Origin of the sequence: Pseudomonas sp. EA_15y_Pfl1_P101, assembly GCF_963970835.1 — a bacterium.
Lineage (GTDB): Bacteria > Pseudomonadota > Gammaproteobacteria > Pseudomonadales > Pseudomonadaceae > Aquipseudomonas > Aquipseudomonas tritici.
On record NZ_CAXAPA010000013.1, the window covers coordinates 44,071 to 69,038 of the forward strand.

Consider the following 24,968-nt stretch of genomic DNA (forward strand, 5'->3'; position numbering starts at 1 on the left):
ATCATCGCGGCCTTGTTGTATGTGGACATCTACGAACCCGTACCAGGCACCGTAGGATCCTTCACGCCACCATCATCAAACAAATTCAGCTTCTGACGCAGCTCATGCGCCGGCAACGGCTCCTGCCCTGGCGGTATGGCGTTCGGGTCGGCCGGTACTTCACCCGGCGCACCTGCGCCTGGGGTGGGTTGCGGCGCCGGCGGCTGATCACCTTCAATCGCACGCTGGGCCTTTTTGGTCAGCACCACGATATCGATACGGCGGTTGGACGGGCTTAACGGGTCTTGATGATCAAACAGCTGCGAGGAGGCAAAACCCACCACGCGTGCCACTTGCGGGTCCGGGTAGCTGCCGGCCACCAACACGCGGCGTGCAGCGTTGGCGCGATTGGCCGAGAGTTCCCAGTTGCCGAAGTCGCCCTGGACCGCATACGGCTGGGCGTCGGTGTGGCCGCTGATGCTGATCTTGTTCGGCACCGTTTTGATGGTGTCGGCCATGGCCAGCAGGATGTCTTCAAAGTACGGCTTCAGGCGCGCGCTGCCGGAGTCGAACATCGGCCGGTTGGCCGCGTCGATGATCTGGATGCGCAGGCCTTCAGGCGTGATTTCGAACGAAATCTGATCCTTGAATTTCAGCAGTTGCGGGTTTTCCTCAACCTTGGTCTGCAACTCTTGAAGCAACAGCCCAAGGCGTTCCTGCTCGACCTGCTCAGCCATGGATTCGACAGTGTCGCGCTCGATCGGGATTTTTTCCTGCGGCGCTTCGGTCTTGACCTCTGGGTTAATGGTGCGCTCAGGCGCCAACTGCGGGGAACCGCCCAGGTCGATCACGAAGGGCGTGCCGCTTTCCGAGAAACCAATCGGGTCTTTGAAGTAGCCGGCGATGGCGATTTTTTGTTCGGGGGTGGCGGTGGACATCAGCCACAGCACCAGAAAGAACGCCATCATCGCCGTCGCAAAGTCGGCGAAAGCGATTTTCCAGGCACCGCCATGGTGCCCCGCGGCGAAGCGCTTGACGCGCTTGATGATTATCGGCTGGTTGTTTTCCATGGCTTAGCGACCGCGAACCGCTTGTTCCAGCTCGGCGAAGCTTGGGCGATGTTTCGGGTACAGCACCTTGCGACCGAACTCCACCGCCAGCGAGGGCGGCACGCCGGAAGCGGAGGCTACCAGGCTGGCTTTGATCGATTCGTACAGGTTGATTTCTTCCTTGGCATCATGGGCCAGCGAGGTGGCCAGCGGGCCGAAGAAGCCGTAGGCCGCGAGAATACCGAAGAAGGTACCTACCAGCGCCGCACCCACGTGCATACCGATGGCTGCCTGGTCGCCTTCGCCCAAGGAGGCCATGGTCACAACAATACCGAGTACTGCCGCAACAATACCAAAACCCGGCATGCCGTCGGCGATGCCTGTCACCGCGTGAGAGGGATGCTCCAGCTCTTCTTTAAGGCTGAACAATTCCATGTCGAACAGGCCTTCCAACTCATGGGGGGCCATGTTGCCGGAGGACATGATGCGCAGGTAGTCACAGATGTAGGCGGTCATGCGCTCATCTTTGAGCACGGCCGGGTACTTGGCGAAAATCGGACTGGCCGAGGCGTCTTCGATGTCGGCCTCGATGGCCATCATGCCTTCGCGGCGGCTTTTGTTGAGGATCTCGTAGACCAGCCCCAATACCTCCAGGTAGAAGGTGTGGGTGAAGCGCGAACCGAACATGCTCAGGGATTTCTTGAGCACGTGCATGGTCATGTAGCCAGGGTTCGCCTGCAAGAATGCGCCGAACGCCGCACCACCGATGATCAGCACTTCGAAGGGCTGGATCAGCGCAGCAATTTTACCGTGGGACAGGACGTAGCCACCTAGCACACTTGCGATGACGACGATGATGCCGATAATTTTAGCCATAGGAGATGAGTACTTGCGCCGTCGGGTTCATGGACATATTGGGGGGAACTGAAAACTCTTGTTCCTCTTATCGGCAAAACTGCGCCAGACTATAGCCCGTTAAGGCGAAAAGCCAGTTCGGCCCGCTCCGGGCGTGTTGACCGCAAGTGATGATCTCGCCCCAATCATGGCTAATGAAACGACAGTCCCAACTGCAAAACCTACTTCTCTCGCCGCTTGGATCAAGCGCCTGGACGATGTGCTGCTGCCTGTTCCCCAGGCCAGCCACGACCGCGTGTGCAAAGGCATCCGCGACAGCCGCAGCTCATTACGAGATATTGCCGAGCTGATGCAAGACAGCCCGGCCCTCGTGCTCAGCGTGATGCGCGAAGCCAACAGCCACACCCATGGCAGCCTGGCGGAACCGGCGGAAAACCTCGAAGTGGCACTCAACCGCCTGGGCCTCAAGCGCGCCGAGGAACTGTTGGCGCGCCTGCCTTCGGTGCCCGCCAACGAGATTCCCGTGGCGCTGCGCCAACTGTTGTTGATAAGTCAGCACGCTTCGCAGCAAGCCAACGGCTTGTTTGGCAGCCGCCTGGCACGACTGTGGCAGGACATTCACTGGGGCAGCCTGCTGTTTCTATCGCCGCTTTGGCCGATGGCGGTCGCCTACCCCAAGCTCCTGGAAGAATGGGAGCTGCGGGTTATCCACAAAGGCCAGCCAGCCCGTCTGGTCGAGCAGGAATTGTTCGGCGTGCGCCTGCTGGACCTGTGCGTCGGCCTGACCGAAGCCTGGCACCTGCCGATTTGGGTCTCCCAAGGCTACAAGCTGCTATTGAGCGAACAGCGCTTGCTGGTCAAGGCATTGCATATCGCCCGCGAAGATGACCCGCTGCACCATCAGCAATTGCTCGACGCCGAACCCAACCTGCGCCGCTGGCTGAACCAGCCGGCCAATACCGTGTTGCTGGCCAACGGCTTGGCGATGTCGGCGCAAGAGTCTTGGACCTGCCCGCACACCGAACGCTGGCAGCTCCTCACTGCGCTATACCTGCAGCAACCCTTGGGCGAGTTACAGCAACACGTCCATCAACAAGCCGTGACCAGCGCCCGCAGCACGCTGATGCCCGACCTGTGGCACCCGGCGCTGTCACTGATCTGGCCCTGGCATGTGCAGAAGATTCATCGCGGCCTGCTGCCGGCACCGCCGCCTACCGCCGAGTCGCTGGCCGTCTGGCGTAAACGTTGTACAGAACTGCTGGTAGAGCCGAGCCGTTTTGCCAACGCGATGCACCTGACCACCTGCGCCAAGGAGGCCCTGGTGGCCAGTGGCATGCAACGGGTCATGCTGCTGATGACTGATCGCGCCCAGAGTACTTTGCGCGTGCATCAGGTCGACGGCCTGCCGAAGGACGCCGCTAACCTGAGCCTGGACGTGGTCAACAGCACGCTGCTGCTGCGCCTGCTGGAAAAGTCCGCGCAGGTGCGTCTCAACCCTGAAAACCACACCCAGTTCTCAGCCTTGCTGCCACCGATCCTGCGCCGCCTGTTTACCGGTGAACACCTGCTACTGCGCTCCTTGAGCTGCAATGGCAAGGTGGTGATGCTGATGGTGGCCGACCAGGGTGGGGGACCGTTCTCGGAAACCACCGTGCAGGCCTTCGGCAAAACCGCCCAATGCATCGAGAAAGCCCTGCTCTGCTTTACCAACCGCAGCGCCTGATGCTTGCGCTACAATCGCCCTCTTTATATCGCCAACATTTGTGCCCAGGAGACCTCACATGCCTGACTTCTCTGGCTTGCCGCTGGTGATCGAACCCAGCGACCTGCTCGGTCAACTGGATGCCGAACACCTGATTCTGGTGGACCTCACCAGTGCCGCCCGCTACGCCGAAGGGCATATCCCCGGCGCGCATTTCGTTGACCCCAAGCGTACCCAATTGGGCCAGGCGCCGGCACCCGGCCTGCTGCCCAACAAGGCGGACCTGGAGAAGCTGTTCGGCGAACTGGGCCACACCCCGGACGCGACCTACGTGGTCTACGACGACGAAGGCGGCGGCTGGGCCGGGCGGTTCATCTGGATGCTCGACGTGATCGGCCATCAGAAATACCACTACCTGGATGGTGGCCTTCTGGCCTGGCTGGAAGAGGAACGCCCGGTCTCCACCGATGTACCCGCCCCGGTCGACGGCCCGGTCAGCCTGACGCTGCACGAAGGCCCCACCGCCACCCGTGAATACCTGCAAAGTCGCCTGGGTGCTGCCGACCTGGGCATATGGGACGCACGCGGCCCGCTGGAATATTCCGGTGAAAAAGTCCTCGCCGCCAAAGGCGGGCACATCCCCGGTGCCGTGAACTTTGAATGGACTGCTGGCATGGACCCGACACGCAACCTGCGTATCCGCCGCGACATGCCGCAGATCCTCGAAGGCCTCGGACTGACCAAAGATAAAGAAATCATCACCCACTGCCAGACTCACCACCGCTCTGGCTTCACCTACCTGGTGGCCAAGGCACTCGGTTATCCGCGAGTCAAAGGTTATGCCGGTTCGTGGGGCGAATGGGGCAACCACCCCGACACCCCCGTCGAGATTTAAGGTTTAAGGACAGTTATGAAAAAGCAGTTGTTTATCCTCAGCCAGTACTTGCTGCCACACCACTTGCTATCGCGCCTGGCCGGCTGCATCGCCGAGTGCCGCGTGCGCTGGTTCAAGAATGCCTTCACCACCTGGTTCGCCAAGCGCTATCAAGTGGACATGTCCCAGGCGCTGGTTGAAGACGTGACCGCCTACGAGCACTTCAACGCCTTCTTCACCCGCGCGTTGAAAGACGGCGCGCGCCCACTGGATCAAACCCCAGGCGCGGTGTTGAGCCCAGCCGATGGCGCGGTCAGCCAGCTCGGCCCGATCGAACATGGCCGCGTGTTCCAGGCCAAGGGCCACAGCTTCAGCGTGCTGGAGTTGCTGGGCGGCGATGCCGCTGTAGCGGCGCCGTTCATGGGCGGCGATTTCGCCACCATCTACCTGTCGCCAAAGGACTATCACCGGGTGCACATGCCACTGGCCGGTACCCTGCGCGAGATGATCTACATCCCGGGCCGTATCTTCTCGGTGAACCAGACCACAGCCGAAAACGTACCAGAGCTGTTTGCACGTAACGAACGTGTTGCCTGCATTTTCGACACCGAACGCGGCCCGATGGCCGTGGTTCTGGTGGGCGCGATGATTGTGGCGTCGATTGAAACCGTGTGGGCCGGCTTGGTGACCCCGCCGAAGCGTGAGCTGAAAACCTTCCGTTATGACGAAGCTGCGCGCGCGCCGATCCACCTGGAAAAAGGTGCGGAGCTGGGTCGCTTCAAACTGGGGTCGACGGCGATTGTGCTGTTTGGGCCGGATCAGGTGAAGTGGGCGCAAGAGCTGGTGGCAGGTACGCCGGTGCAGATGGGCCAAGGCATCGCTGCACCTAAAGCCTGACAAAAAACCCAATGCGGGCGCGGGCTTGCTCGCGAATGCGGGGTATCGGTCGACACATCAGTGACTGAACCACCGCTGTTCGCGAGCAAGCCCGCCCCCACATTTTTTACCGCACTTATTCAGTTACAGCTGACCGTCGCGATCGCGGAAGCCCAGCAGATACAACACCCCATCCAACCCCAGGGTCGAAATCGCCTGCTTCGCCGACTGCTTCACCAACGGCTTGGCGCGGAACGCCACACCTAACCCGGCAATTGCCAGCATCGGCAAGTCATTCGCCCCATCGCCCACCGCAATGGTCTGCTCCAGACGCAAACCTTCCTTGTGAGCCAGCTCCTTCAGCAGATCTGCCTTGCGCTGTGCGTCGACAATCGGCTCCACGGCCACGCCAGTCACCTTGCCATCCACCACTTCCAACTCGTTGGCGAACACGTAGTCGATGCCCAGCTTGGCCTGCAATTGCTTGGCGAAGTAAGTGAAGCCACCCGACAGGATGGCGGTCTTGTAGCCCAGGCGCTTGAGTTCGGCGAACAGGGTTTCTGCGCCTTCGGTCAGGCGCAGGGACGCACCGATGGAGTCCAGCACGCTGACGTCCAGACCTTTGAGCAGCGCCAAGCGCTCCTTGAAGCTGGCGCGGAAGTCGAGTTCACCGGCCATGGCGCGCTCGGTAATTTCCGACACCTGCTCGCCGACGCCAGCAGCCTTGGCCAACTCGTCGATAACTTCGGCCTCGATCAGCGTGGAATCCATGTCGAACACCGCCAGGCGACGGTTGCGGCGGAACAGTGAGTCTTCCTGGAAAGCGATATCCACGTTCAGTTCCTGCGCCACGCTGAGGAACTCGGCGCGCAGAGCTTGCGGGTCGGCTGGCTCACCGCGTACGGAGAACTCGATGCAGCCCTTGCCCTTGTCAGCGGGCGTGTCCAGCGGCATGCGACCCGACAAACGGTCGATATGATCGATATTCAAACCGTACTGCGCGGTGATCGAGCTGACACGCTGCAATTGCTCAGCGGTGACCTTGCGGGTCAACAGGGTCACGATGTGGCGCTTTTTGCCCTGACCGGCCACCCATTGCTGATAATCGGCTTCGGACACCGGGGTGAAACGCACCTGTTGATCCAGCTTGTACGCCGTAAACAGGATGTCCTTGAGTACCGATGACGCCTGTTCAGTGCTCGGGATCTCAACCAGAATGCCGAACGACAAGGTGTCGTGGATCACCGCTTGGCCGATGTCGAGAATGTTCACACCACCCTGGGCCAGCACACCGGTAATCGCTGCGGTCAGACCTGGGCGGTCTTCCCCCGTGATGTTAATCAGGACAATTTCGCGCAAGGCGCACCCCCAGGCTGGAAAAAAACCGCATTCTACCCACTTTCAGTGACCATCGGGCACAGCCAGCGCTTTGCCGGCCCTAGGGCTGTCGCTATACTGCGCGTCAACTTCACGGACCAAGAGCCGAGCGCAAGTGAACCGGCCCACGCCAGTAAAAACCGATAACTTCTTCCTGCTGATCTTCCGGGCACTGCGCCACCGCCGTGTACCGATCGCATTACGCATCGCCAGCCATAACGTGATCCTGGTCGCCCTGGCCCTGGTGATCTACGCCTGCGTGATGGGTTTGCAGTTCAAACAGGCCATGCACGAGCAAGCCGACGCCCTGGGCGAGAGCCTGACCACCCAGACCGCGACCTCGGCGACTGAGCTGCTGGTGTCCAACGACATCCTCAGCCTCAACGTGCTGCTCAACAACCTGACCAAAAACCCGCTGGTGGCCCACGCGGCCATCTATAGCGTGGACAACCGGATCATGGCTGAAGCCGGGCAACGCCCGAAAAACGGCCTGCTGGGTGAAGCGCAAGGGCTCTACCAGAGCAATATCACGTTTCAGGATGTAAAGGCCGGCCAACTGCGTATCAGCCTGGACATGCAGCAATTCCAGCAGCCGATGACCATCAGCCTACAAAGCATGGGCATCCTCAGCGCGATCCTGCTGGCATTGGCCCTGGCGTTGAGCCTGCGTCTGGGCCGGCACATCTCTACGCCGCTGATGCAACTGCGCATCTGGCTGCGGGACATCGATGAAAACACCCCGGCCACTGACCGCCAGGATGAAATCGGCGACCTGGCCCGCCAACTGCACGCCAGCTTCGCCCCGGAACCGATAGTGCGTGAGGTTGAACCTGAGCCTGAGTTCGACGATACGGACTACGACGACGAGCCCGAATTTGAAGTGCAAGACGCTCCGGTAGCGGGCTTGAAGCCTGCCACCCGCCGCACGTTCAAAGCTGAAGAAGACGAACTGGACGATGAAGACCCGTTCGCCGACCTGCGCGACACCTCGGCAAGCGCCCCGGCCATGGCGCCAAAACCGGCCCCGATCAAGAGCACTGAACCCCAGTACAGCGCCGTACTGGCTGTGCAACTGGGTGCGCAGGACCAACTGCGTCGCCTGCCCCGTGCGCGCCTGACCGAATTGCTGGAACGCTACCGTGACTGTCTCGACCAGGCCGCTTCGCTGTACCAGAGCGAACTGCACACCCTGAACGATGGCAGCACGCTGATGTTGTTCCACAGCGAAGACAGCGGTGAGGACTACCTGACCAACGCTATCTGCTGCGGTGAACTGCTGCGCGCCCTGGGTCACGCCCTGCAAATCGAAGTGGCTGACAGCGGCATTACCCTGCAATTGCAACTGGGCCTGACCGTAGGCGACGACCTGTTCGGCATGAGCCAGATCGACCTGTTGCTGACCGAGATCGCACAGGACGCCTTGGCCTTGTCGCAACATAGCCGCAATTTGCTGCTGGTGGAGCGCAAGATCAGCGAAGACACGCTGATCCGCCAACGCGCACGCATCCGCCCGATTGCCAGCCCAGAGGGCGCCAGTTGCGTGGAACGGTTGATGGAGCCGTATCCGTCGATGCTGGAGCGGCAGTTGGCACGGATGCACGAGACCCGCACCAAGAACTAACGCGCTCAGTCAAATCGTGTACAAACAAAAAGGCCCGCTGAGTCAGCGGGCCTTTTGTTTGTGCGCGATTCAGATCAGAACCTGAACACTTCCATATCTGTACGAATCGGCACCGCCATCGGCATCTTCGGCTTCTGCGGCTCTGCCGGTTTGGCCTGTGCCGGGGCACTTTGCTTGCGGGGTGCCTCGGCGATCGGCGGCTGGTTGGCCAACGGCTTGAGCGCCACCGACAATTGCTGCGCCAGATGCTGCAGCAGTACACCCTGGGCCTGGACCTGGGACGCAGTGGTGCCGGCGTGTTCTTCCTGCAGATGCACGATGCGGTTATCGCGCACCTGGCCACGACGGTCGATCAAGCGCCATTGCGCATCGAGGATCGCCGGTTGCGATGTACCAGAGTCAAGCCGGGTAATAGTCAGCAACACCTGCACATCCGGGCTAAACCCGGTGGGCGCAGGCGCGAGTACAACACGCTGGCTATCCAAATGCCCCGCCACCTGGCGCAGCATCAATTGGCTGATGTCGGAGGACAAACTGCCCGCCCAGCGCCCATCGGTGGAACCTCGCAGGCTGCCGTCGTTTTGACGTTGCAGCAGTGTTTCGCGTTGCAGGTAGTCGGCTACGACCACCGGCCCCAACAAAACGGCCAGGCCAGCGCTCTGTGCTGGCTGAGCCGGACTTCCGCTGTCCAGTTGGTACAGCGACACAGGCTGATGTGTGCTGCAACCCGCCAACCCCAAAAAGCCAGCGAGCACGAAAATAAAAGGAAGGCGTGGAGCAGTCATCATCCCATCCAGGTGGCTGCCACAAGGCGAACCACAATGTAATACTAAAAATAACCTAAACACGCTCGGCCACGCCGGCGCTGGAAAGGCCATATCATCCGTGAATATGCGCCATGACTCCAGCGCCAAAGCGTCGATCTACGCTTTAAATCCTAGATCGAGGGCTCTAAACCACCTTAAACAGGCGTTTCCACCAATAAAGCATCCACTCGCTGGAAGCCACGAGGCAATTTGTTACCACGGCGACCGCGCTCGCCCTTGTAATGTTCAAGGTCGTCAGGGCGCAGCGACAGGGTGCGTTTACCGGCTTGCAGCACCAGCGTGGAGCCTTCTGGTATGACAGCAATGTCGGTCACGTACTCTTCGCGGCTGGCAACCCGCTCGCCGGGGATACCAATAATCTTGTTGCCCTTGCCTTTACCCAGTTGCGGCAGGTCGCTGATCTTGAACACCAGCAAGCGCCCTTCGGTAGTGACCGACGCCAGCCAGTTGCTCTCGCGGTCGTCCACCGGCCGCGGGAGGATCACCTTGGCGTTGTTCGGCAGGTTCAGCAGGGCCTTGCCCGCCTTGTTCTTGGCCTGCAGGTCTTCACCCTTGACCACAAAACCGTAACCCGCGTCAGACGCAATCACGTATAGCGCATCGTCGTCCGGCAGCAGCACGCACTCGAAATTCGCCCCAGGCGGCGGTGTAAGGCGCCCAGTCAACGGCTCGCCCTGCCCCCGTGCAGATGGCAAGGTGTGGGCCGGCACCGAATAACTGCGCCCGGTGGAATCGATAAACACCGCAAACTGGTTGGAACGCCCGGCCGCAGCGGTCTTGAACCCGTCGCCAGCCTTGTACGACAAACCAGTGGCGTCGATATCATGCCCCTTGGCAGAGCGAACCCAACCCTTTTCCGACAGAACGACGGTGATTTTCTCGTTCGGCAGCAGCTCGGTCTCTGTCAGAGCCTTCGCTTCGGCGCGTTGCACGATCGGCGAACGGCGGTCGTCGCCATAGGTTTCGGCGTCTTTGATCAGCTCGCTGCGCACCAGTTTCTTCAGCTTGGCTTCACTGCCCAGCAGCGCTTGCAGCTTGGCTTGCTCCTTGAGCAGCGCGTCCTGTTCGTCGCGCAGCTTCATTTCCTCCAGTCGCGCCAACTGGCGCAAGCGGGTGTCGAGGATGTAGTCAGCCTGGATTTCGCTCAGTTCGAAACGCGCGATCAACTCGGCTTTCGGGTGCTCGGCGGTGCGGATGATGTGGATCACTTCATCCAAGTTGAGGTAGGCGATCAGCAAGCCGTCCAACAGGTGCAGGCGGCGCTCGACCTTATCCAGGCGGAATTGCAGGCGGCGGCGCACAGTGTTGACGCGGAATTCCAGCCATTCCACCAGCAGATTGCGCAGGTTTTTCAGCTGCGGCTTGCCATCCAGGCCAATGATGTTGACGTTGACCCGATAGCTCGACTCCAGGTCCGTGCTGGCGAACAGGTGCTGCATCAGCACTTCGTGGTCGACCCGGCTGTTGGTCGGGATGATCACGATGCGGCATGGGTTTTCGTGATCAGACTCGTCACGCAGGTCGGCAACCTGCGGCAGTTTCGACGGTTTCGCCTGCATCAACGCGGCGATCTGCTCCAGCACCTTGGCGCCCGACACCTGGTGCGGCAGCGCGGTGACAATAATGTCGCCGTCTTCAATGTGGTACACGGCGCGCATGCGCACCGAGCCTTTGCCGGTTTCGTACATCTTCAGCAGGTCGGCACGCGGCGTGATGATTTCCGCTTCGGTCGGGTAGTCCGGGCCCTGGATATGCTCGCAGAGCTGCTCGACCGTGGCTTTCGGCTCGTCGAGCAAACGCACGCAGGCCGTGGCAACTTCGCGCAGGTTGTGCGGCGGCACGTCGGTCGCCATGCCGACCGCAATACCGGTGGTGCCGTTGAGCAGGATATTCGGCAAACGTGCCGGCAACACCAGCGGTTCGTCGAGGGTACCGTCAAAGTTCGGCCCCCAGTCCGCAGTGCCCTGGCCCAGCTCGCTGAGCAACACTTGCGAATAACGCGACAGGCGTGCTTCGGTATATCGCATGGCGGCGAAGGACTTAGGATCATCCGGCGCCCCCCAGTTACCCTGGCCGTCCACCAGGGTGTAGCGGTAGCTGAACGGCTGGGCCATCAGCACCATGGCTTCGTAGCACGCCGAATCGCCGTGGGGATGGAACTTACCGAGCACGTCACCGACGGTACGCGCCGACTTCTTGTGCTTGGAATCGGCATCCAGGCCCAACTCACTCATGGCGTAGATGATGCGCCGTTGGACGGGCTTCAGGCCGTCGCCGATATGCGGCAAGGCACGGTCCATGATCACGTACATGGAGTAGTTGAGGTAGGCATTTTCGGTGAAGTCAGCCAGCGACCGGCGTTCTACGCCATCTAAGCTGTCTGCGAGGATGTCACTCATGCGGGCCTCATCATTGTCGGGTAAGGCGCAGCGGAACTGCCGCTGCGCCGGGTCAATTCAAAAAAACAGCGTTTCATGGCTGGGCGCTCCAACCACCGGCAGGGGCGGCCAAACGATAGACCACGGGGCGCTTTTCACCATCGGCACGCGGGCCGAAATTGTTGTCGATGCCCAGCCAGGCACCTTCTGCGTCCACCACCAGGGCTTCAGCCAGACCGTAAGGTTGGGGATAACGCCGCTCGGGCGTCAGGGTTTCGTCGGCAAACGACCAGCACCGCTCGACCTTGGCCGTGACCGCATCACGCCGGCAAATCTGGAACGCATTGCGCTCCAGTGTGAACAGCTTGCCGTTGAACAGCGCCAGGTCGGCGAAATCCTTGGACACCGCCTTGGCGTTAGGGAACTGCGCCGGTTGTACTTCCTGGCCGGCCTGGCTCAACAATACACAGGCGCCGTCACAGTCCCATAAGCTTTGCGGACGCTTGATCGAAATCAGGCCGCGCCTTTCACGCTCGGCTGCCAGCCAAATCTGATTGCCCTCGGGATTGATCGCCAACCCCTCGAATAACGCATTAAAGTGCAACAACATGCCGCTGGCTCGCGCTTCACGCACCATGCCCGGCGCGATCTTCAACCACTCAGGCGCGCCCGTCACCGGCACTTGCAGCACCGCCGCATGGGCTTCACTGACAATGTAACGATTACCCACGGCATCGCAGGCAATGCCTTCAAAATCCAGGTCGCCGCCACGAATGAACGAGGCGGCCTTGGTGCGCGAACGCAACCCCCAAGGCAACCCGGATTCCGGCACCGGTGGCACGTCGATCTTCACAACCTCGGCTTGCCAGGTCGGTGCGCTGATATCCAGGCGGTAGATCTGGTCGTCATCGCGGTCGGAAACTGTCCACAGCTCGTGACCGCAGATGGCCAGGCCCGACAGGTTACCGCCGCGCATGCCGTCCACTGGGTGTTCGGAGAGAAGCTTGAGCTCTGCAACGGGCGCGGCGACCACCTCGGTGGCCGCCAACCCGCTCAACATCAGGATCGCCAGGGCGAAACCTGTGCGCATCAGCCCAGCACCTCGGCCAGGTTGCCTTTGGATTCCAGCCAGGACTTGCGGTCCGGCGCGCGCTTCTTCGCCAGCAGCATGTCCATCATTTCCGACGTGGCGGCGTAGTCTTCCAAGGTCAACTGCACCAGGCGCCGAGTGTTCGGGTCCATGGTGGTTTCGCGCAGTTGCGGTGGGTTCATTTCACCCAGGCCTTTGAATCGCGTGACCTGCGGCTTGCCGCGCTTCTTCTCGGCCACCAGGCGGTCGAGGATGCCATCGCGCTCGGCTTCGTCCAGGGCGTAGTAAATCTCCTTGCCCAAGTCGATACGGTACAGCGGCGGCATGGCGACGTAGACGTGGCCGGCATCCACCAACGGGCGGAAGTGCTGGACGAACAGCGCGCACAACAACGTGGCGATGTGCAAGCCGTCGGAGTCGGCGTCGGCGAGGATGCAGATCTTGCCGTAGCGCAGCTGGCTCATATCGGCCGCGCCCGGGTCGACACCGATGGCCACGGCGATGTTATGCACTTCCTGGCTGGCCAGGACTTCGCTGCCATCGACTTCCCAGGTATTAAGGATCTTGCCGCGCAACGGCAGGATCGCCTGGAACTCCTTGTCCCGCGCTTGCTTGGCGGAACCACCGGCGGAGTCACCTTCCACCAGGAACAGCTCGGAGCGCATCGGGTCCTGCCCCGCGCAATCGGCCAGCTTGCCCGGCAGTGCCGGGCCCGCCGTGACGCGCTTGCGCTCGACCTTTTTACTGGCCTTGAGACGACGGCCGGCGTTGTTGATCGCCAGTTCCGCCAGGGCCAGGCCCAGCTCAGGGTGCTCGTTGAGCCACAGGCTGAATGCGTCCTTGACCACACCGGAGACAAACGCTGCCGCTTCACGGGATGACAGACGCTCTTTGGTCTGGCCGGAGAATTGCGGCTCCTGCATCTTCATCGACAGTACGAACGCAATGCGCTCCCACACGTCTTCCGGCGCCAGCTTCACGCCGCGTGGCAGCAGGCTGCGGTACTCGCAGAATTCGCGCATGGCATCCAGCAGGCCTTGGCGCAAACCATTGACGTGGGTACCGCCCTGGGCCGTCGGGATCAGGTTGACGTAGCTTTCCTGCACGCTGTCGCCACCTTCCGGCAGCCACAGCAGCGCCCAGTCGACGGCTTCTTTGTTACCGGCCAGGCTGCCGCAGAACGGCTCGTTAGGCAGGCGCTCGAAATCGCTGACGGAATCTTCCAAGTAGGAGCGCAGGCCGTCTTCGTAGTGCCACTCGACCTTCTCGCCGGTGCCTTTGTCTTCAAAGGTCACCAGCAGGCCTGGGCACAGAACAGCCTTGGCTTTAAGTACGTGCTTGAGGCGGCTGATGGAGAACTTCGGCGAATCAAAGTATTTCGGGTCGGGCGCGAAGTACACGCTGGTGCCGGTGTTGCGCTTGCCAACGGTGCCGATCACCTGCAGGTCGGTGGCTTTGTAGCCATCGGCGAAGGTCATCTCGTACTCGTTGCCGTCGCGTTTGACCTTGACCCGGACGTGGTTCGACAGGGCGTTGACCACCGAAATACCGACACCGTGCAGACCACCGGAGAACTGGTAGTTCTTGTTGGAGAACTTGCCGCCAGCATGCAGCTTGGTGAGGATCAGCTCGACGCCCGACACGCCTTCTTCAGGGTGAATGTCCACCGGCATGCCGCGACCATCGTCGGACACTTCCAGGGAGTGGTCAGCGTGGAGAATGACGTGCACCGACTTGGCGTGCCCGGCCAAGGCTTCGTCGACGCTGTTGTCGATGACTTCCTGGGCAAGGTGGTTCGGCCGACTGGTGTCGGTGTACATGCCGGGGCGTTTGCGCACCGGGTCGAGGCCCGAGAGGACTTCGATGGCGTCGGCGTTATAAGAGCTAGCGCTGGGAGTGGCCATGGGGTCTCGTCGTGAGTCGTTCGATTAAAAAATGACCTGCGACTTTACAGTGCTGCAAAGTCGAAGGATTGATACTGATCTGCGCCAATCCCGGCAAAGCTCAGCAACGCCGGTAATTGCTGGGCGAACCCCTGGTAACCATGGTCGCCACCGGCCTGGATGCGCAAGGCACAGGCCCGGTAATACTGTTGGGCGAGGCGATAGTCCAGGGTTTCGTCCCCGGTCTGCAACCACACCTGATAACGCGCGGCGTCCTGGGGCGCCGGGACTTCCAGCTCGGCCAGCGCCGTCACGTGGTCGTGGGTCAGTTCCCAGGTTTCGTCGGTGTAGAGGTTCTTTTGGGTGCCCAAATAACCGTCGAACATCCGATGGGGGCTGACCGCAGGGTTCACCAGCAGCGCCTTGAGGCCATGGCGTTCGGCAAGATGGGTTGCATAGTAGCCGCCGAGTGAGCTGCCGACCAGCAGTGGCCGCCCCAGTTCAGCGATAGCGGTTTCCAACTGGGGAATCGCCTGACGGGGATGGTGATGCAGCGCCGGAACCCGCAACTGGCCGGAAAGGCCGATCGCCTCCATCACGGTGATCAACTGGCTGGCCTTGTTGGACGCCGGCGCGCTATTGAAACCGTGGATATAAAGGATCGAAGCGGACATGCCGGGCTCTCCGTGACGTGGCCAAAGAGGCGCAGTTTACAGGGATCGGGGTGGTGTGTGAGTCCCCTATCGTCCAGCCGCTGCAGAACCAATGTGGGAGCGGGCTTGCTCGCGAAGGCGTTGGGTCAGCAAATACAGATGTCGACTGTTACACCGCATTCGCGAGCAAGCCCGCACACATTTTTGATCAGCGTTTACCGCTTTTAATAGCCGTTGCTGCCGTAGTCCACGGTAAATGCAAAATCCTGGACCCGCTCCACCCCCGTTTCCAACCGTCCGTCGGCATGCAAGCGCAACCAGCGATACCCCGGCGCCTGCTCGCTGACCTTGAAATCCTCGCTGCCCGGCGCGAACTGGATGCAAGTGGACGGCGACGCCAACAGCCGCACGCCGTTGCGATCGCGGTCGATCTCCTGGTGCACATGGCCCCAGAGCACCGCCCGTACCTGTGGAAAACGGTCGAGCACGGCAAATAAAGCATCGGGATTGCGCAGGCCAATGGGCTCCATCCAGGCGCAACCGATAGGCACCGGATGATGGTGAAAGCACACCAGATGATGCCGATTCGGCGCTTCGCTCAGGGCCTGGGCGAGCAATTGCAGTTGCTGGTCTTGCAGATAGCCCGGTACCGAACCGGGTACCGCCGAGTCCAGCAAGGTGACGCGCCAGTTACCGATATCGACCACCGGCTCCAGCAAGTCGCTGTGCATGGCGGCGTCGGCCATGATCTGCGGCTCGTCGTGATTACCGGGAATCCAGCGGGCCGGGGCACCGATGGGCGCGGTCATGGCGCGAAATTGCTGGTACGACTGCAATGTGCCGTCCTGGGACAAATCCCCCGTGGCCAACACCAAATCAATCCGGGGCTGCTGCGTTTGCACCAGCTCGATCACCCGTTGCAGGCTTTCACGGGTATTCATGCCCAGCAGCGTGCCATCGGCCTCGGCAAACAAATGGCTGTCGGACAGTTGCACCAGCAAGGCTGGCGCATCAGGACTCACAGTGGATACGCTCGGCAAGGCGCTCTCCCAAGGCAATCACAGGAATGGACGTTTGGCGTGATTATGCTGGGGCAGGACACAAAGAGGAAACCCATGAAGCGGACGCAGTTCACATCTACCGCACAGCTTCGAACTCATGGCCCAGGGCCAGGCAGTGGCTCAACCATTCACCGAGGAACACATTGAGTTGTGCTTTCTCATCGGGCTGGTGCATGAACACGTTGGGGTAAGGATAGATGCTGCGAAAGCGTCGCGCATGTTCGGCGCTGATCACTTCAGCCATGCGCGCATCATGGTAGACCTGCACTTCCAGTTGCGGCACCGGCAGCCATGGCAGGCTGTGTTCCTGGCGCACGCGCAGGGTGGTGGTGTACGGGCAGTTGACGATGACGTCCAGGGCCAGCACGCCAAGCATCTGGTCGCCATGGGTCACACCGATGCGCCGAGCCGCAGGGGCATGGCGCATGTCGGGGAGCAAGCGCATCAGCCGCGCATAGTTGGCCTCGCAGGCGGCTTGCAGCCCGATCAGGTCGACTCGATAACGTTCCCGTGCCTTTACTGCCATAACCCCCTCACTTCCGCGCGATTAAGCGCAAGCCATTGCAGGGCGATGATGCTGGCTGCGTTGGAAATTTTGCCGTCACGCACCGCTTGCAGGGCATCTTCGAAAGCCCATACGGTGACGCGGATATCTTCAGCTTCTTCTTCCAATCCATGGACGCCACCTACACCGGTGCTGTCGCAACGGCCCAGGTACAAGTGCACATATTCAGTACTGCCGCCGGGCGAAGGGAAATATTGGGTGATCGGCCACAACGCAGAGAACGTCAGCCCAGCTTCCTCTTCGGCTTCGCGGTGTGCAACCTCCTCCGGTTGCTCGTCCTTGTCGATCAGGCCGGCGACCATTTCGATCAGCCAGGGGTTGCCGGTACGGCCCATGGCGCCGACGCGAAACTGTTCGTTCAACACTACTTCATCGCGCTGCGGGTCGTAGGGCAATACGCACACGGCATCATGACGCACAAAGACCTCGCGATTGATCACTCGGCTCATGCCACCATCAAATTTCTCGTGACGCAGCTGCAGGCGGTCGAGCTGGTAGAAGCCCTTGAAAGCATTGTCGCGCTGAACAATTTCAATCTTGCTCGGCGTCGATTTCGCAATGTCCGTCATATCCTTCCTCGTTAGCCTGTGCAATTCGCGCCATCCTAACGCGCTCACGCTGGTTGGTGCAGCCCCTTTCCAGTTGCCGGGATAGACGGCGAGCGTCAAACTCAGGGGGGCGCTCTCAATTAGTTTCCCCGTCGCGGCGGGAAAACTAATTGAGAACGCCCCCTGATCAGCTTAGTGGCGAACTGACTGCCTTGCCGGTAGTCGAAGCTCCACAAATTTCGCTCTTATCGTTAGACGAAGGACATCCATGTCGCTTTTAAAAATCGCCTCCGTGGCCTGCATCGCATTGACCCTGGGTGCCTGCCAAAGCCTGTTCCAACCGAGCTTTAGCACCCCGCTGGAATCCACCCGCGACGCCACCGAGCAGAGCAAGCCGGGCTGCGCCAGCACCGATTGCCCGCTGGTGAATATCGACACCGTGCACTTTGCCAAGGAACCCAAGCTGGACGCTTTGATTGAACAGCGCCTGCTGGAAATGACCCAAACCGACCCGCTGCCGACGAGCCTTGCGACGTACAGCGAGCAGTTCCTGCGCACCGCTGCACCGCGCAATAGCATGTATTTGCAGGCCAAGGTACGGGAGCAGCATGACGGTCTGGTGATCATCGAGCTGTCCAGCTACCTGGACCAGGGTGCTACCCACGGCGAACCAGGCCGTGCGTTCATCAACTATTCGCGCCAGCAGCAAAAGGCGCTGACCCTGACCGACATGCTGTTGCCGGGCAAGGAGGACGCGTTCTGGAAAGCGGCCCAGGTGGCTCACAACAGCTGGCTGATCAGCACCCGCCTGAGCCTGGAGCCGGAGTTTGTGAAAACCTACCCCTTCCAGAAAACCCCGAACGTGGCGCTGACCTATGGTGGCGTGATCCTCAAGTACCCGACCACCACGATCGCCCCCTATGCCCTGGGCCATGTCGAGCTGCAGATCCCCTACTCGCGCCTGGACGGCATCCTCAGGCCTGAACTGGTGCCCGCACGCCGCTGAAGATCCGACTCAGGATCAACTGCAACAGCCCTGCCAGCACCAGTGCCGGCAGGGTCGCGCCGATGTCCGGATACAGATTGGCCAGCAGGTGGTAAGTCGCGATGCCACCCAGCCAAGCCAATAACGCCGGCCAGCGCAGGTTGGCGATTGCGCCCTGGCCACGACGGCGCAGGATGAAGTGATCCACCAGCACCACGCCAAACAGCGGCGCAAACACCGAGCCGATCAATAGCAGGAAATTCTGGTACTGAGCCAACGGTGCAAAGCAGGCGATCAGGGTGCAGATGACGCCAATGGCCAATGCCAGGTGCTCGACCTTCAAGCGCAACAATATCCCGCTGGAGACTGCCGCCGAGTGAATATCGGCAAAGGCGTTTTCCGACTCATCCAACAGAATCAATAAAAGCGGAATGCCCAGGCCCGCCCCGGCCAAGGCCAGCAATAGCGCATTCACTTCACCGCTCGGCGCAAATGCCAGGGTGTACGCCACGCCCAGGCTCATCAGCCATAAATTACCGATAAAGAATCCAAGCGCAGTGCCGCCGAACACGCTTTTTGCGCGTTTGCCGAAGCGTGAGTAATCGGCGATCAGCGGCAGCCACGAGAGTGGCATGGCGATGGCGATATCGAAGCCCACGGCAAACGGCATCGAGCCGTCTCCAGCCTGGGCCCAGAGTGCAGCGAGGTCGGCTTTGGCGAACAGGTTCCAGGTGAGCCACACGCAGGCGGCAAGCAACAGCCAAATGCCCCATTTGCGCAGGATTTGCCGCACAAAAGTCAGTGGGCCGCTGACGGCCAGCAGGGTCGCCAAGCCGCCGAAAAACAGCGTCCATAACAAAGGACTGGCTAGCAGGCTGCCGTCACTGAACGCCCGCGCGCCCAACAGGCTGGCAGCGTCGCGCATCACAATGATTTCAAACGAGCCCCAGCCGATCAGTTGCAGCAGGTTGAGCAGCGCCGGTAGGCTCGCGCCTTTGGTGCCGAGGCTGAGCTTGAGGGCGGCCATGGCGGACAGGCCGGTGTCACTGCCGATCACGCCGACGGCGGCCAGCAACAGCACACCGACCAAAGTGCCAAGGAGGATCGCCACCAAAGAGCCCGACAAGCCCAGGCCAGGCGCGAGCAATGCGCCGGTTTGCAGGACCATCAGGCCGATGCCGAGGGAGAACCAGAGGGAAAAGAGGTCGCGGGCGCCGAAGACGCGCTTGTCAGCGGGGACTGCGATGTCCGGGGAGTAGGTGCTGGGTTGAATGCTCAAGGGGGTTATCTCTGAGGGACACGTTGTTGTTTGGGAGATCGCTATCGCGGGCAAGTCGAATCGTCGCACCGCCGCTCCCACACTGGAATGCATTCCAAATGTGGGAGCCGGTCTTGCCCGCGATAGCGGCGGCACAGTCACCGCCGCCTCTGGATCAGACCTTCTTGTACAACTGACTGCCTTCCTGCTTGAACCGCTCCGCCTGCTCCGCCAACCCCTTGGCTACATCGACATCCACCGCTTCAATGCGCTGGTTGGCCGCGTACTCACGCACTTCCTGAGTGATTTTCATCGAGCAGAACTTCGGCCCGCACATCGAGCAGAAATGCGCGACCTTGGCCGAGTCCTTCGGCAGGGTTTCATCGTGATACGAACGCGCGGTGTCCGGGTCCAGGCCGAGGTTGAACTGGTCTTCCCAGCGGAACTCGAAGCGCGCCTTGCTCAAGGCGTTATCGCGGATCTGCGCACCTGGATGGCCTTTGGCGAGGTCAGCCGCGTGCGCAGCGATCTTGTAGGTGATGATCCCGGTCTTCACGTCATCCTTGTTTGGCAACCCCAGGTGCTCCTTGGGCGTGACGTAGCAGAGCATCGCGCAACCGAACCAACCGATCATCGCCGCACCGATGCCGGAGGTGATGTGGTCGTAACCCGGCGCGATGTCAGTGGTCAGCGGGCCAAGGGTGTAGAACGGCGCCTCGTCGCAGCACTCGAGCTGCTTGTCCATGTTTTCCTTGATCAACTGCATCGGCACATGGCCAGGGCCTTCGATCATGGTCTGCACGTCGTGCTTCCAGGCGGTCTTGGTCAGTTCGCCAAGGGTTTCCAGCTCGCCGAATTGCGCGGCGTCGTTGGCGTCGGCAATCGAACCGGGACGCAGGCCATCGCCAAGGGAGAAGCTGACGTCATAGGCCTTCATGATTTCGCAGATTTCGTCGAAATGCGTGTAGGTGAAGTTTTCTTTGTGGTGCGCCAGGCACCACTTGGCCATGATCGAGCCGCCACGGGACACAATGCCGGTGACGCGTTTGGCGGTCAGCGGCACGTAGCGCAGCAACACGCCGGCGTGGATGGTGAAGTAATCGACGCCCTGCTCGGCCTGCTCGATCAGGGTGTCGCGGAACAGCTCCCAGGTCAGGTCTTCGGCGGCGCCGCCGACTTTTTCCAGGGCCTGGTAAATCGGCACGGTGCCGATCGGCACCGGCGAGTTGCGGATGATCCACTCGCGGGTTTCGTGGATGTGCTTGCCGGTGGACAGGTCCATCACGGTGTCCGAGCCCCAGCGAATGCCCCAGGTCAGTTTCGCCACTTCTTCTTCGATGGACGAACCCAGGGCGCTGTTGCCGATGTTGCCGTTGATCTTCACCAGGAAGTTACGACCGATAATCATCGGTTCCAGCTCGGTGTGGTTGATGTTGGCCGGGATAATTGCACGGCCACGGGCGATCTCTTCACGCACGAATTCGGGGGTGATGATCTTCGGCACGCTGGCGCCAAAGCTGTAGCCGGCGTGTTGCTGGTCGAGAAGGCCACTGGCGCGGGCTTCTTCAAGCTTCATGTTTTCGCGGATGGCGACGTATTCCATCTCAGCGGTGATGATGCCTTTGCGCGCGTAGTGCATCTGCGTGACGTTGGCGCCGGCCTTGGCGCGGCGCGGGTTCTTCACGTGGGCGAAGCGCAGCGCGGTCAACTCGGCATCGCTGAGGCGCTGTTGGCCGAAGTGCGAGCTCAGGCCGGGCAGGCGCTCGGTGTCGCCACGCACTTCGATCCACGGCGAACGTACATCGCCCAGGCCTTTGCGCACATCAATGATCACGTTAGGGTCGGTGTAGGGGCCGGAGGTGTCGTAGACGACGACGGGCGCGTTGATTTCACCGCCGAAATCGGTGGGGGTCACGTCCAGGCTGACTTCGCGCATCGGCACGCGGATGTCCGGGCGAGTGCCCTGCACGTAAATTTTTTGCGAGCGGGTAAAAGGTTGCACGGAGCCTGAGTCAACCTTGGCCGATTCACTCAGGTGCACGGTGTTTTTCAGTTTTGTACTTTTTTGTTCTGTGCTCATCACGGGCTCTCCAACTTATCCAGGCGGTGGATTTTTGTCGGAGCGAACCTGTGACGGATGGACGCACTGAAACCAGTGCTGTGCTTGGCGCACGAGGGCTGTTCGATTGTCGAACAACATCCCGGACGAAGCACAAGAGGACTCGCCGGGTGACGAGAAATCTTGTTCCCTACGCAGGCGCTAACCTGATCAGGTTCAACGGGATCCGGTATTTACCGATCTCAGCCTTCCAACAAGGCACCCCGACAAGAACGCATCCAGTCTAGACCATGCCGTGGGCAAATTGCCAACACCCGAGCATTCAGCGTGATGAATGGCTCTTTTGCAGATTGTTGTGTGGTGAACACGCCACTACACTCGGGAACTGCTCAAGCCCTTGACGCCAGGAATCGGCCGTCTCAGCCTTGAGCGCAAATTACAGCCGTAATATTCAACTCATTATTTTCAACAAAGGATCGCCTCATGCTGCGCAAACTTTCACTGGCGCTTGCCGTGTCTTGTGCGACCAACGGAATGGTCTGGGCAGCAGAAGCGCCCTTGTCTGCCAGAACTGACCTGGTCAGCGTCTACCAGGAAGCGGTGGACAACAACGCCGACCTGGCCGCCGCCCGCGCCCAATACGGCGCGCAAAAAGAGGTGGTGCCCCAGGCACGCGCCGGGCTGCTGCCGAACCTGACCGGTGGTGCCGATATCAATAACGTGCGCACCCAGATCGACACGCCCGCCGCCACCGCCAACCGCGATGCTCACTCCTGGCGCGCAACGTTGAGCCAGCCGCTGTTCCGTGCTGATCGCTGGTTCCAGTTGCAGGCTGCCGAGGCCACCAACGAACAGGCGGCGCTGCAACTGTCGGCCACCGAACAGAACCTGATCCTGCAAAGCGCCGAAAACTACTTCGCCGTGCTGCGCGCCCAGGACAACCTGGCGTCGACCAAAGCCGAAGAAAATGCGTTCAAGCGTCAGTTGGACCAATCCAACGAGCGCTTCGACGTGGGCCTGTCGGACAAGACCGACGTGCTGCAATCCCAGGCCAGCTACGACACCGCCCGCGCCAACCGGATCCTGGCCCAGCGCCAGGTGGAAGACGCGTTTGAAGCGCTGATCACCCTGACCAACCGTCAATACAACTCAATCCAGGGCATTGTCCACACGCTGCCGGTGCTGCCACCGCTGCCGAATGACGCCAAGGCGTGGGTGGAAACCGCCGGCCGCCAGAACCTGAACCTGCTCGCCAGCAACTACGCCGTTACCGCCGCTGAAGAAACCCTCAAGCAGCGTAAGGCAGGGCATGCCCCGACGCTCGATGCTGTTGCGCAATATCAGAAAGGCGATAACGACGCCCTCGGTTTCAGCAACCCGAATGCCTTCGGCACGCCGTATCGGGGTGATGTGGAGCAACGCACCATCGGCCTGCGCCTGAGCATCCCGATCTACAGCGGCGGCCTGACCAGCTCGCAGGTGCGTGAATCCTACTCGCGCCTGGGCCAGACCGAGCAGCAACGCGAAGGCCTGCGCCGCCAGGTGGTGGAAAACACCCGCAATCTGCACCGTGCGGTAAACACCGATGTGGAACAAGTACAGGCGCGCCGCCAGTCGATCATCTCCAACCAGAGCGCGGTGGAAGCCACGGAAATCGGCTATCAGGTGGGTACGCGCAACATCGTCGACGTGCTGGAATCACAGCGCCAGCTCTACGCCTCGGTGCGCAACTACAACAACAGCCGCTACGACTACATTCTCGACAACCTGCGTTTGAAGCAGGCAGCGGGCACCTTGAACCCAGGGGATCTGCAGGACCTGGCGCGCTACCTCAAGGTTGACTACAACCCGGATAAAGACTTCCTGCCACCAGACCTGGCCAAGGCCGCAGCCGAACAGCTCAAGGCCCGCCCGAATAATTAAGCACACCGCATGACCCCTGTGTGAGCTGGCTTGCCTGCGATGCAGACGCCTCGGTACTTCTGGTACACCGAGGCGATGCTATCGCAGCCAAGCCAGCGCCCACGTTTGATTGGTGTTGTCAGCGCGCAAGCAGTTTGTCCAAACCATCCAGCAAACGCTTGAGCGCGCCCTGATTGGCCTGCATCACCTTAAGGCCAGCCTGGGCCATCTTGCGTGCATCCTGCGGTAGCTCGAACAGCTGGCGCACGGCTTCGGCCAGTCCTTGGGCATCATCCACCTCTAGCAACGCCCCGGCTTCCCGCATCATCGCGGTGATTTCGAGGAAGTTGAACACGTGCGGCCCCATGATCACGGGTTTGGCCAACGCTGCCGGCTCCAAAGGGTTGTGCCCACCGGTCGCCACCAGGCTGCCGCCAACAAACGCGCTGTCGGCCAACGCATAGAGAAACAGCAGCTCACCCATGGTATCGCCGAGCAACACTGACGTTTGCGCGGTAACCGGTTCGCCGCTGGAACGGCGCACGGTAGCAAAGCCTTGCTGCTCGCACAGTTCAAACATCGGACCGAAGCGTTCCTGATGGCGCGGCACCAAAATCAGCAACGCGTTGGGATAGCTGTCGAGCAGCTGGCGATGGGCAGCCAGCACCACCTCATCTTCACCTTCGTGGGTGCTGGCGGCGATCCACACCGGACGCTCGCTGGCGCCCCATTGTTCGCGCAACGCAGCAGCTCGCACCGGCAACTGGGGGTCGATGGTCAGGTCGAATTTGATCGAGCCGGTGACGTCGACGGTTTCCGGACGAGCCCCCAGGCTAAGGAAACGCTGGGCTTCGGTTTGCGTCTGCACGGCGAACAGGCTCAGCTCAGACAGCATCGGCGCCGTCAGCTTGGCGAAGCGCCCGTAACCCTTGGCCGAACGCGCCGACAATCGCGCGTTCGCCAACGCCACCGGGATCCCGCGCTGGGCGCAAGCGTGGATATGGTTGGGCCACAACTCGGTTTCCATGATCACCGCGAGTTTCGGCTGCACACGATCAAGAAAACGCTTGGCCGCGTACGGCAAGTCATACGGCAAGTAGCAGTGCTGAATGCGCGGCTCGTTGGCAAACAGCGCCTGGAGGCGCTCGGAACCGGTGGGCGTCATGCAGGTGACGGTGATTGGCAGCTCTGGATAACGCGCAAGCAACCCCCGAACCATCGGCGCAGCAGCGATGCTTTCGCCCACCGACACCGCATGCACCCAGATCCCGCCCGGTTGCATCACCGGCAAGCCATAGGAAAAGCGCTCGCCGACGCGTTTGGCATAGGCCGGCGCCTTGCGAGCACGCAACCACAGACGTAAAGCCACCAACGGCAGCGCCAGGTAAAACAGACAGCTGTAGAGAGTTCTATTCATGGCGCCGGA

20 protein-coding genes and 1 riboswitch are annotated in these 24,968 nt (G+C 61.0%); of the genes, 6 read left to right on the forward strand and 14 right to left on the reverse strand.

Annotated features, from left to right (window positions below; translation table 11 throughout):
* Positions 1-29: 29 nt before the first annotated feature.
* Positions 30-1,049, reverse strand: coding sequence for a flagellar motor protein MotB (motB, locus tag AACY36_RS20290; protein WP_339415644.1), 1,020 nt, complete (start codon positions 1,047-1,049; stop codon positions 30-32).
* A 3-nt stretch (positions 1,050-1,052) separates the two neighbouring features.
* Positions 1,053-1,904 carry a flagellar motor stator protein MotA gene (gene motA, locus AACY36_RS20295; RefSeq protein WP_339415643.1) on the reverse strand — a complete coding sequence of 284 codons (852 nt, stop codon included), beginning with the start codon at positions 1,902-1,904 and terminating at the stop codon, positions 1,053-1,055.
* A gap of 166 nt (positions 1,905-2,070) precedes the next feature.
* On the opposite strand from motA, the gene AACY36_RS20300 reads away from it, so the two are divergent.
* Genes AACY36_RS20300 through asd form a run of 3 tightly spaced genes read left to right on the forward strand, consistent with a single transcriptional unit; the run spans position 2,071 to position 5,356 of the window.
* Positions 2,071-3,606 (forward strand): HDOD domain-containing protein, encoded by a 1,536-nt coding sequence (locus tag AACY36_RS20300; protein WP_339415642.1) that lies wholly within the window; start codon positions 2,071-2,073, stop codon positions 3,604-3,606.
* A gap of 58 nt (positions 3,607-3,664) precedes the next feature.
* A complete protein-coding gene (locus tag AACY36_RS20305) occupies positions 3,665-4,480 on the forward strand; it encodes a rhodanese-like domain-containing protein (RefSeq protein ID WP_339435812.1) in 816 nt (271 codons plus the stop codon).
* A gap of 15 nt (positions 4,481-4,495) precedes the next feature.
* Positions 4,496-5,356 carry an archaetidylserine decarboxylase gene (gene asd / locus AACY36_RS20310; protein WP_339415640.1) on the forward strand — a complete coding sequence of 287 codons (861 nt, stop codon included), beginning with the start codon at positions 4,496-4,498 and terminating at the stop codon, positions 5,354-5,356.
* Positions 5,357-5,479: 123 nt separating this feature from the next.
* On the opposite strand, the gene serB is transcribed toward asd, so the two are convergent.
* Positions 5,480-6,694 (reverse strand): phosphoserine phosphatase SerB, encoded by a 1,215-nt coding sequence (gene serB / locus AACY36_RS20315; protein WP_027604912.1) that lies wholly within the window; start codon positions 6,692-6,694, stop codon positions 5,480-5,482.
* 133 nt (positions 6,695-6,827) lie between these two features.
* On the opposite strand from serB, the gene AACY36_RS20320 reads away from it, so the two are divergent.
* Complete coding sequence (locus AACY36_RS20320; RefSeq protein ID WP_339435811.1) at positions 6,828-8,333, forward strand: AhpA/YtjB family protein; 1,506 nt, start codon at positions 6,828-6,830, stop codon at positions 8,331-8,333.
* A gap of 74 nt (positions 8,334-8,407) precedes the next feature.
* Here the strand turns inward: AACY36_RS20320 and AACY36_RS20325 are convergent, their stop codons facing one another.
* The 8 genes from AACY36_RS20325 to AACY36_RS20360 all read right to left on the reverse strand — a co-directional run bounded on the left by AACY36_RS20325 (position 8,408) and on the right by AACY36_RS20360 (position 17,359).
* On the reverse strand, positions 8,408-9,118 hold the full coding sequence (locus AACY36_RS20325) for a PqiC family protein (protein ID WP_339415638.1): 711 nt from the start codon (positions 9,116-9,118) through the stop codon (positions 8,408-8,410).
* A gap of 176 nt (positions 9,119-9,294) precedes the next feature.
* On the reverse strand, positions 9,295-11,559 hold the full coding sequence (gene parC, locus AACY36_RS20330; protein ID WP_339415637.1) for a DNA topoisomerase IV subunit A: 2,265 nt from the start codon (positions 11,557-11,559) through the stop codon (positions 9,295-9,297).
* Between the two features lie 73 nt (positions 11,560-11,632).
* A complete protein-coding gene (locus AACY36_RS20335) occupies positions 11,633-12,628 on the reverse strand; it encodes an esterase-like activity of phytase family protein (RefSeq protein WP_339497507.1) in 996 nt (331 codons plus the stop codon).
* Entirely contained in the window at positions 12,628-14,532 is a 1,905-nt protein-coding gene (parE, locus tag AACY36_RS20340; RefSeq protein WP_339427250.1) for a DNA topoisomerase IV subunit B, read from the reverse strand. Before parE ends, AACY36_RS20335 begins: the two co-directional genes overlap by 1 nt.
* A 44-nt stretch (positions 14,533-14,576) precedes the next feature.
* On the reverse strand, positions 14,577-15,185 hold the full coding sequence (locus AACY36_RS20345) for a YqiA/YcfP family alpha/beta fold hydrolase (protein ID WP_339415634.1): 609 nt from the start codon (positions 15,183-15,185) through the stop codon (positions 14,577-14,579).
* A 203-nt stretch (positions 15,186-15,388) separates the two neighbouring features.
* On the reverse strand, positions 15,389-16,204 hold the full coding sequence (gene cpdA / locus AACY36_RS20350) for a 3',5'-cyclic-AMP phosphodiesterase (protein WP_339415633.1): 816 nt from the start codon (positions 16,202-16,204) through the stop codon (positions 15,389-15,391).
* A 97-nt stretch (positions 16,205-16,301) separates the two neighbouring features.
* The gene (locus AACY36_RS20355) at positions 16,302-16,751 is read right to left on the reverse strand and encodes a DUF1249 domain-containing protein (RefSeq protein ID WP_339415632.1); all 450 of its coding nucleotides are present in this window, start codon (positions 16,749-16,751) and stop codon (positions 16,302-16,304) included.
* Entirely contained in the window at positions 16,742-17,359 is a 618-nt protein-coding gene (locus tag AACY36_RS20360) for an NUDIX domain-containing protein (RefSeq protein WP_339415631.1), read from the reverse strand. The genes AACY36_RS20355 and AACY36_RS20360 overlap by 10 nt, the downstream gene beginning before the upstream one ends.
* Before the next feature lie 247 nt (positions 17,360-17,606).
* Here AACY36_RS20360 and AACY36_RS20365 point away from each other — a divergent pair, with 247 nt between their 5' ends.
* On the forward strand, positions 17,607-18,344 hold the full coding sequence (locus AACY36_RS20365) for an RsiV family protein (protein WP_339415630.1): 738 nt from the start codon (positions 17,607-17,609) through the stop codon (positions 18,342-18,344).
* Here AACY36_RS20365 and cytX read toward each other — a convergent pair.
* Both cytX and thiC read right to left on the reverse strand, forming a co-directional pair.
* The gene (cytX, locus tag AACY36_RS20370) at positions 18,313-19,602 is read right to left on the reverse strand and encodes a putative hydroxymethylpyrimidine transporter CytX (RefSeq protein ID WP_339435808.1); all 1,290 of its coding nucleotides are present in this window, start codon (positions 19,600-19,602) and stop codon (positions 18,313-18,315) included. The genes AACY36_RS20365 and cytX overlap by 32 nt on opposite strands.
* A gap of 154 nt (positions 19,603-19,756) precedes the next feature.
* A complete protein-coding gene (thiC, locus tag AACY36_RS20375) occupies positions 19,757-21,661 on the reverse strand; it encodes a phosphomethylpyrimidine synthase ThiC (protein ID WP_339415628.1) in 1,905 nt (634 codons plus the stop codon).
* 149 nt (positions 21,662-21,810) lie between these two features.
* Positions 21,811-21,916: riboswitch (TPP riboswitch) on the reverse strand.
* 207 nt (positions 21,917-22,123) lie between these two features.
* Between thiC and AACY36_RS20380 the strand changes: the two genes are divergently transcribed.
* A complete protein-coding gene (locus tag AACY36_RS20380; protein WP_339415627.1) occupies positions 22,124-23,563 on the forward strand; it encodes a TolC family outer membrane protein in 1,440 nt (479 codons plus the stop codon).
* A gap of 118 nt (positions 23,564-23,681) precedes the next feature.
* Here AACY36_RS20380 and waaA read toward each other — a convergent pair whose 3' ends face one another.
* Positions 23,682-24,959 (reverse strand): lipid IV(A) 3-deoxy-D-manno-octulosonic acid transferase, encoded by a 1,278-nt coding sequence (gene waaA / locus AACY36_RS20385; protein WP_339469297.1) that lies wholly within the window; start codon positions 24,957-24,959, stop codon positions 23,682-23,684.
* Between the last annotated feature and the right edge of the window lie 9 nt (positions 24,960-24,968).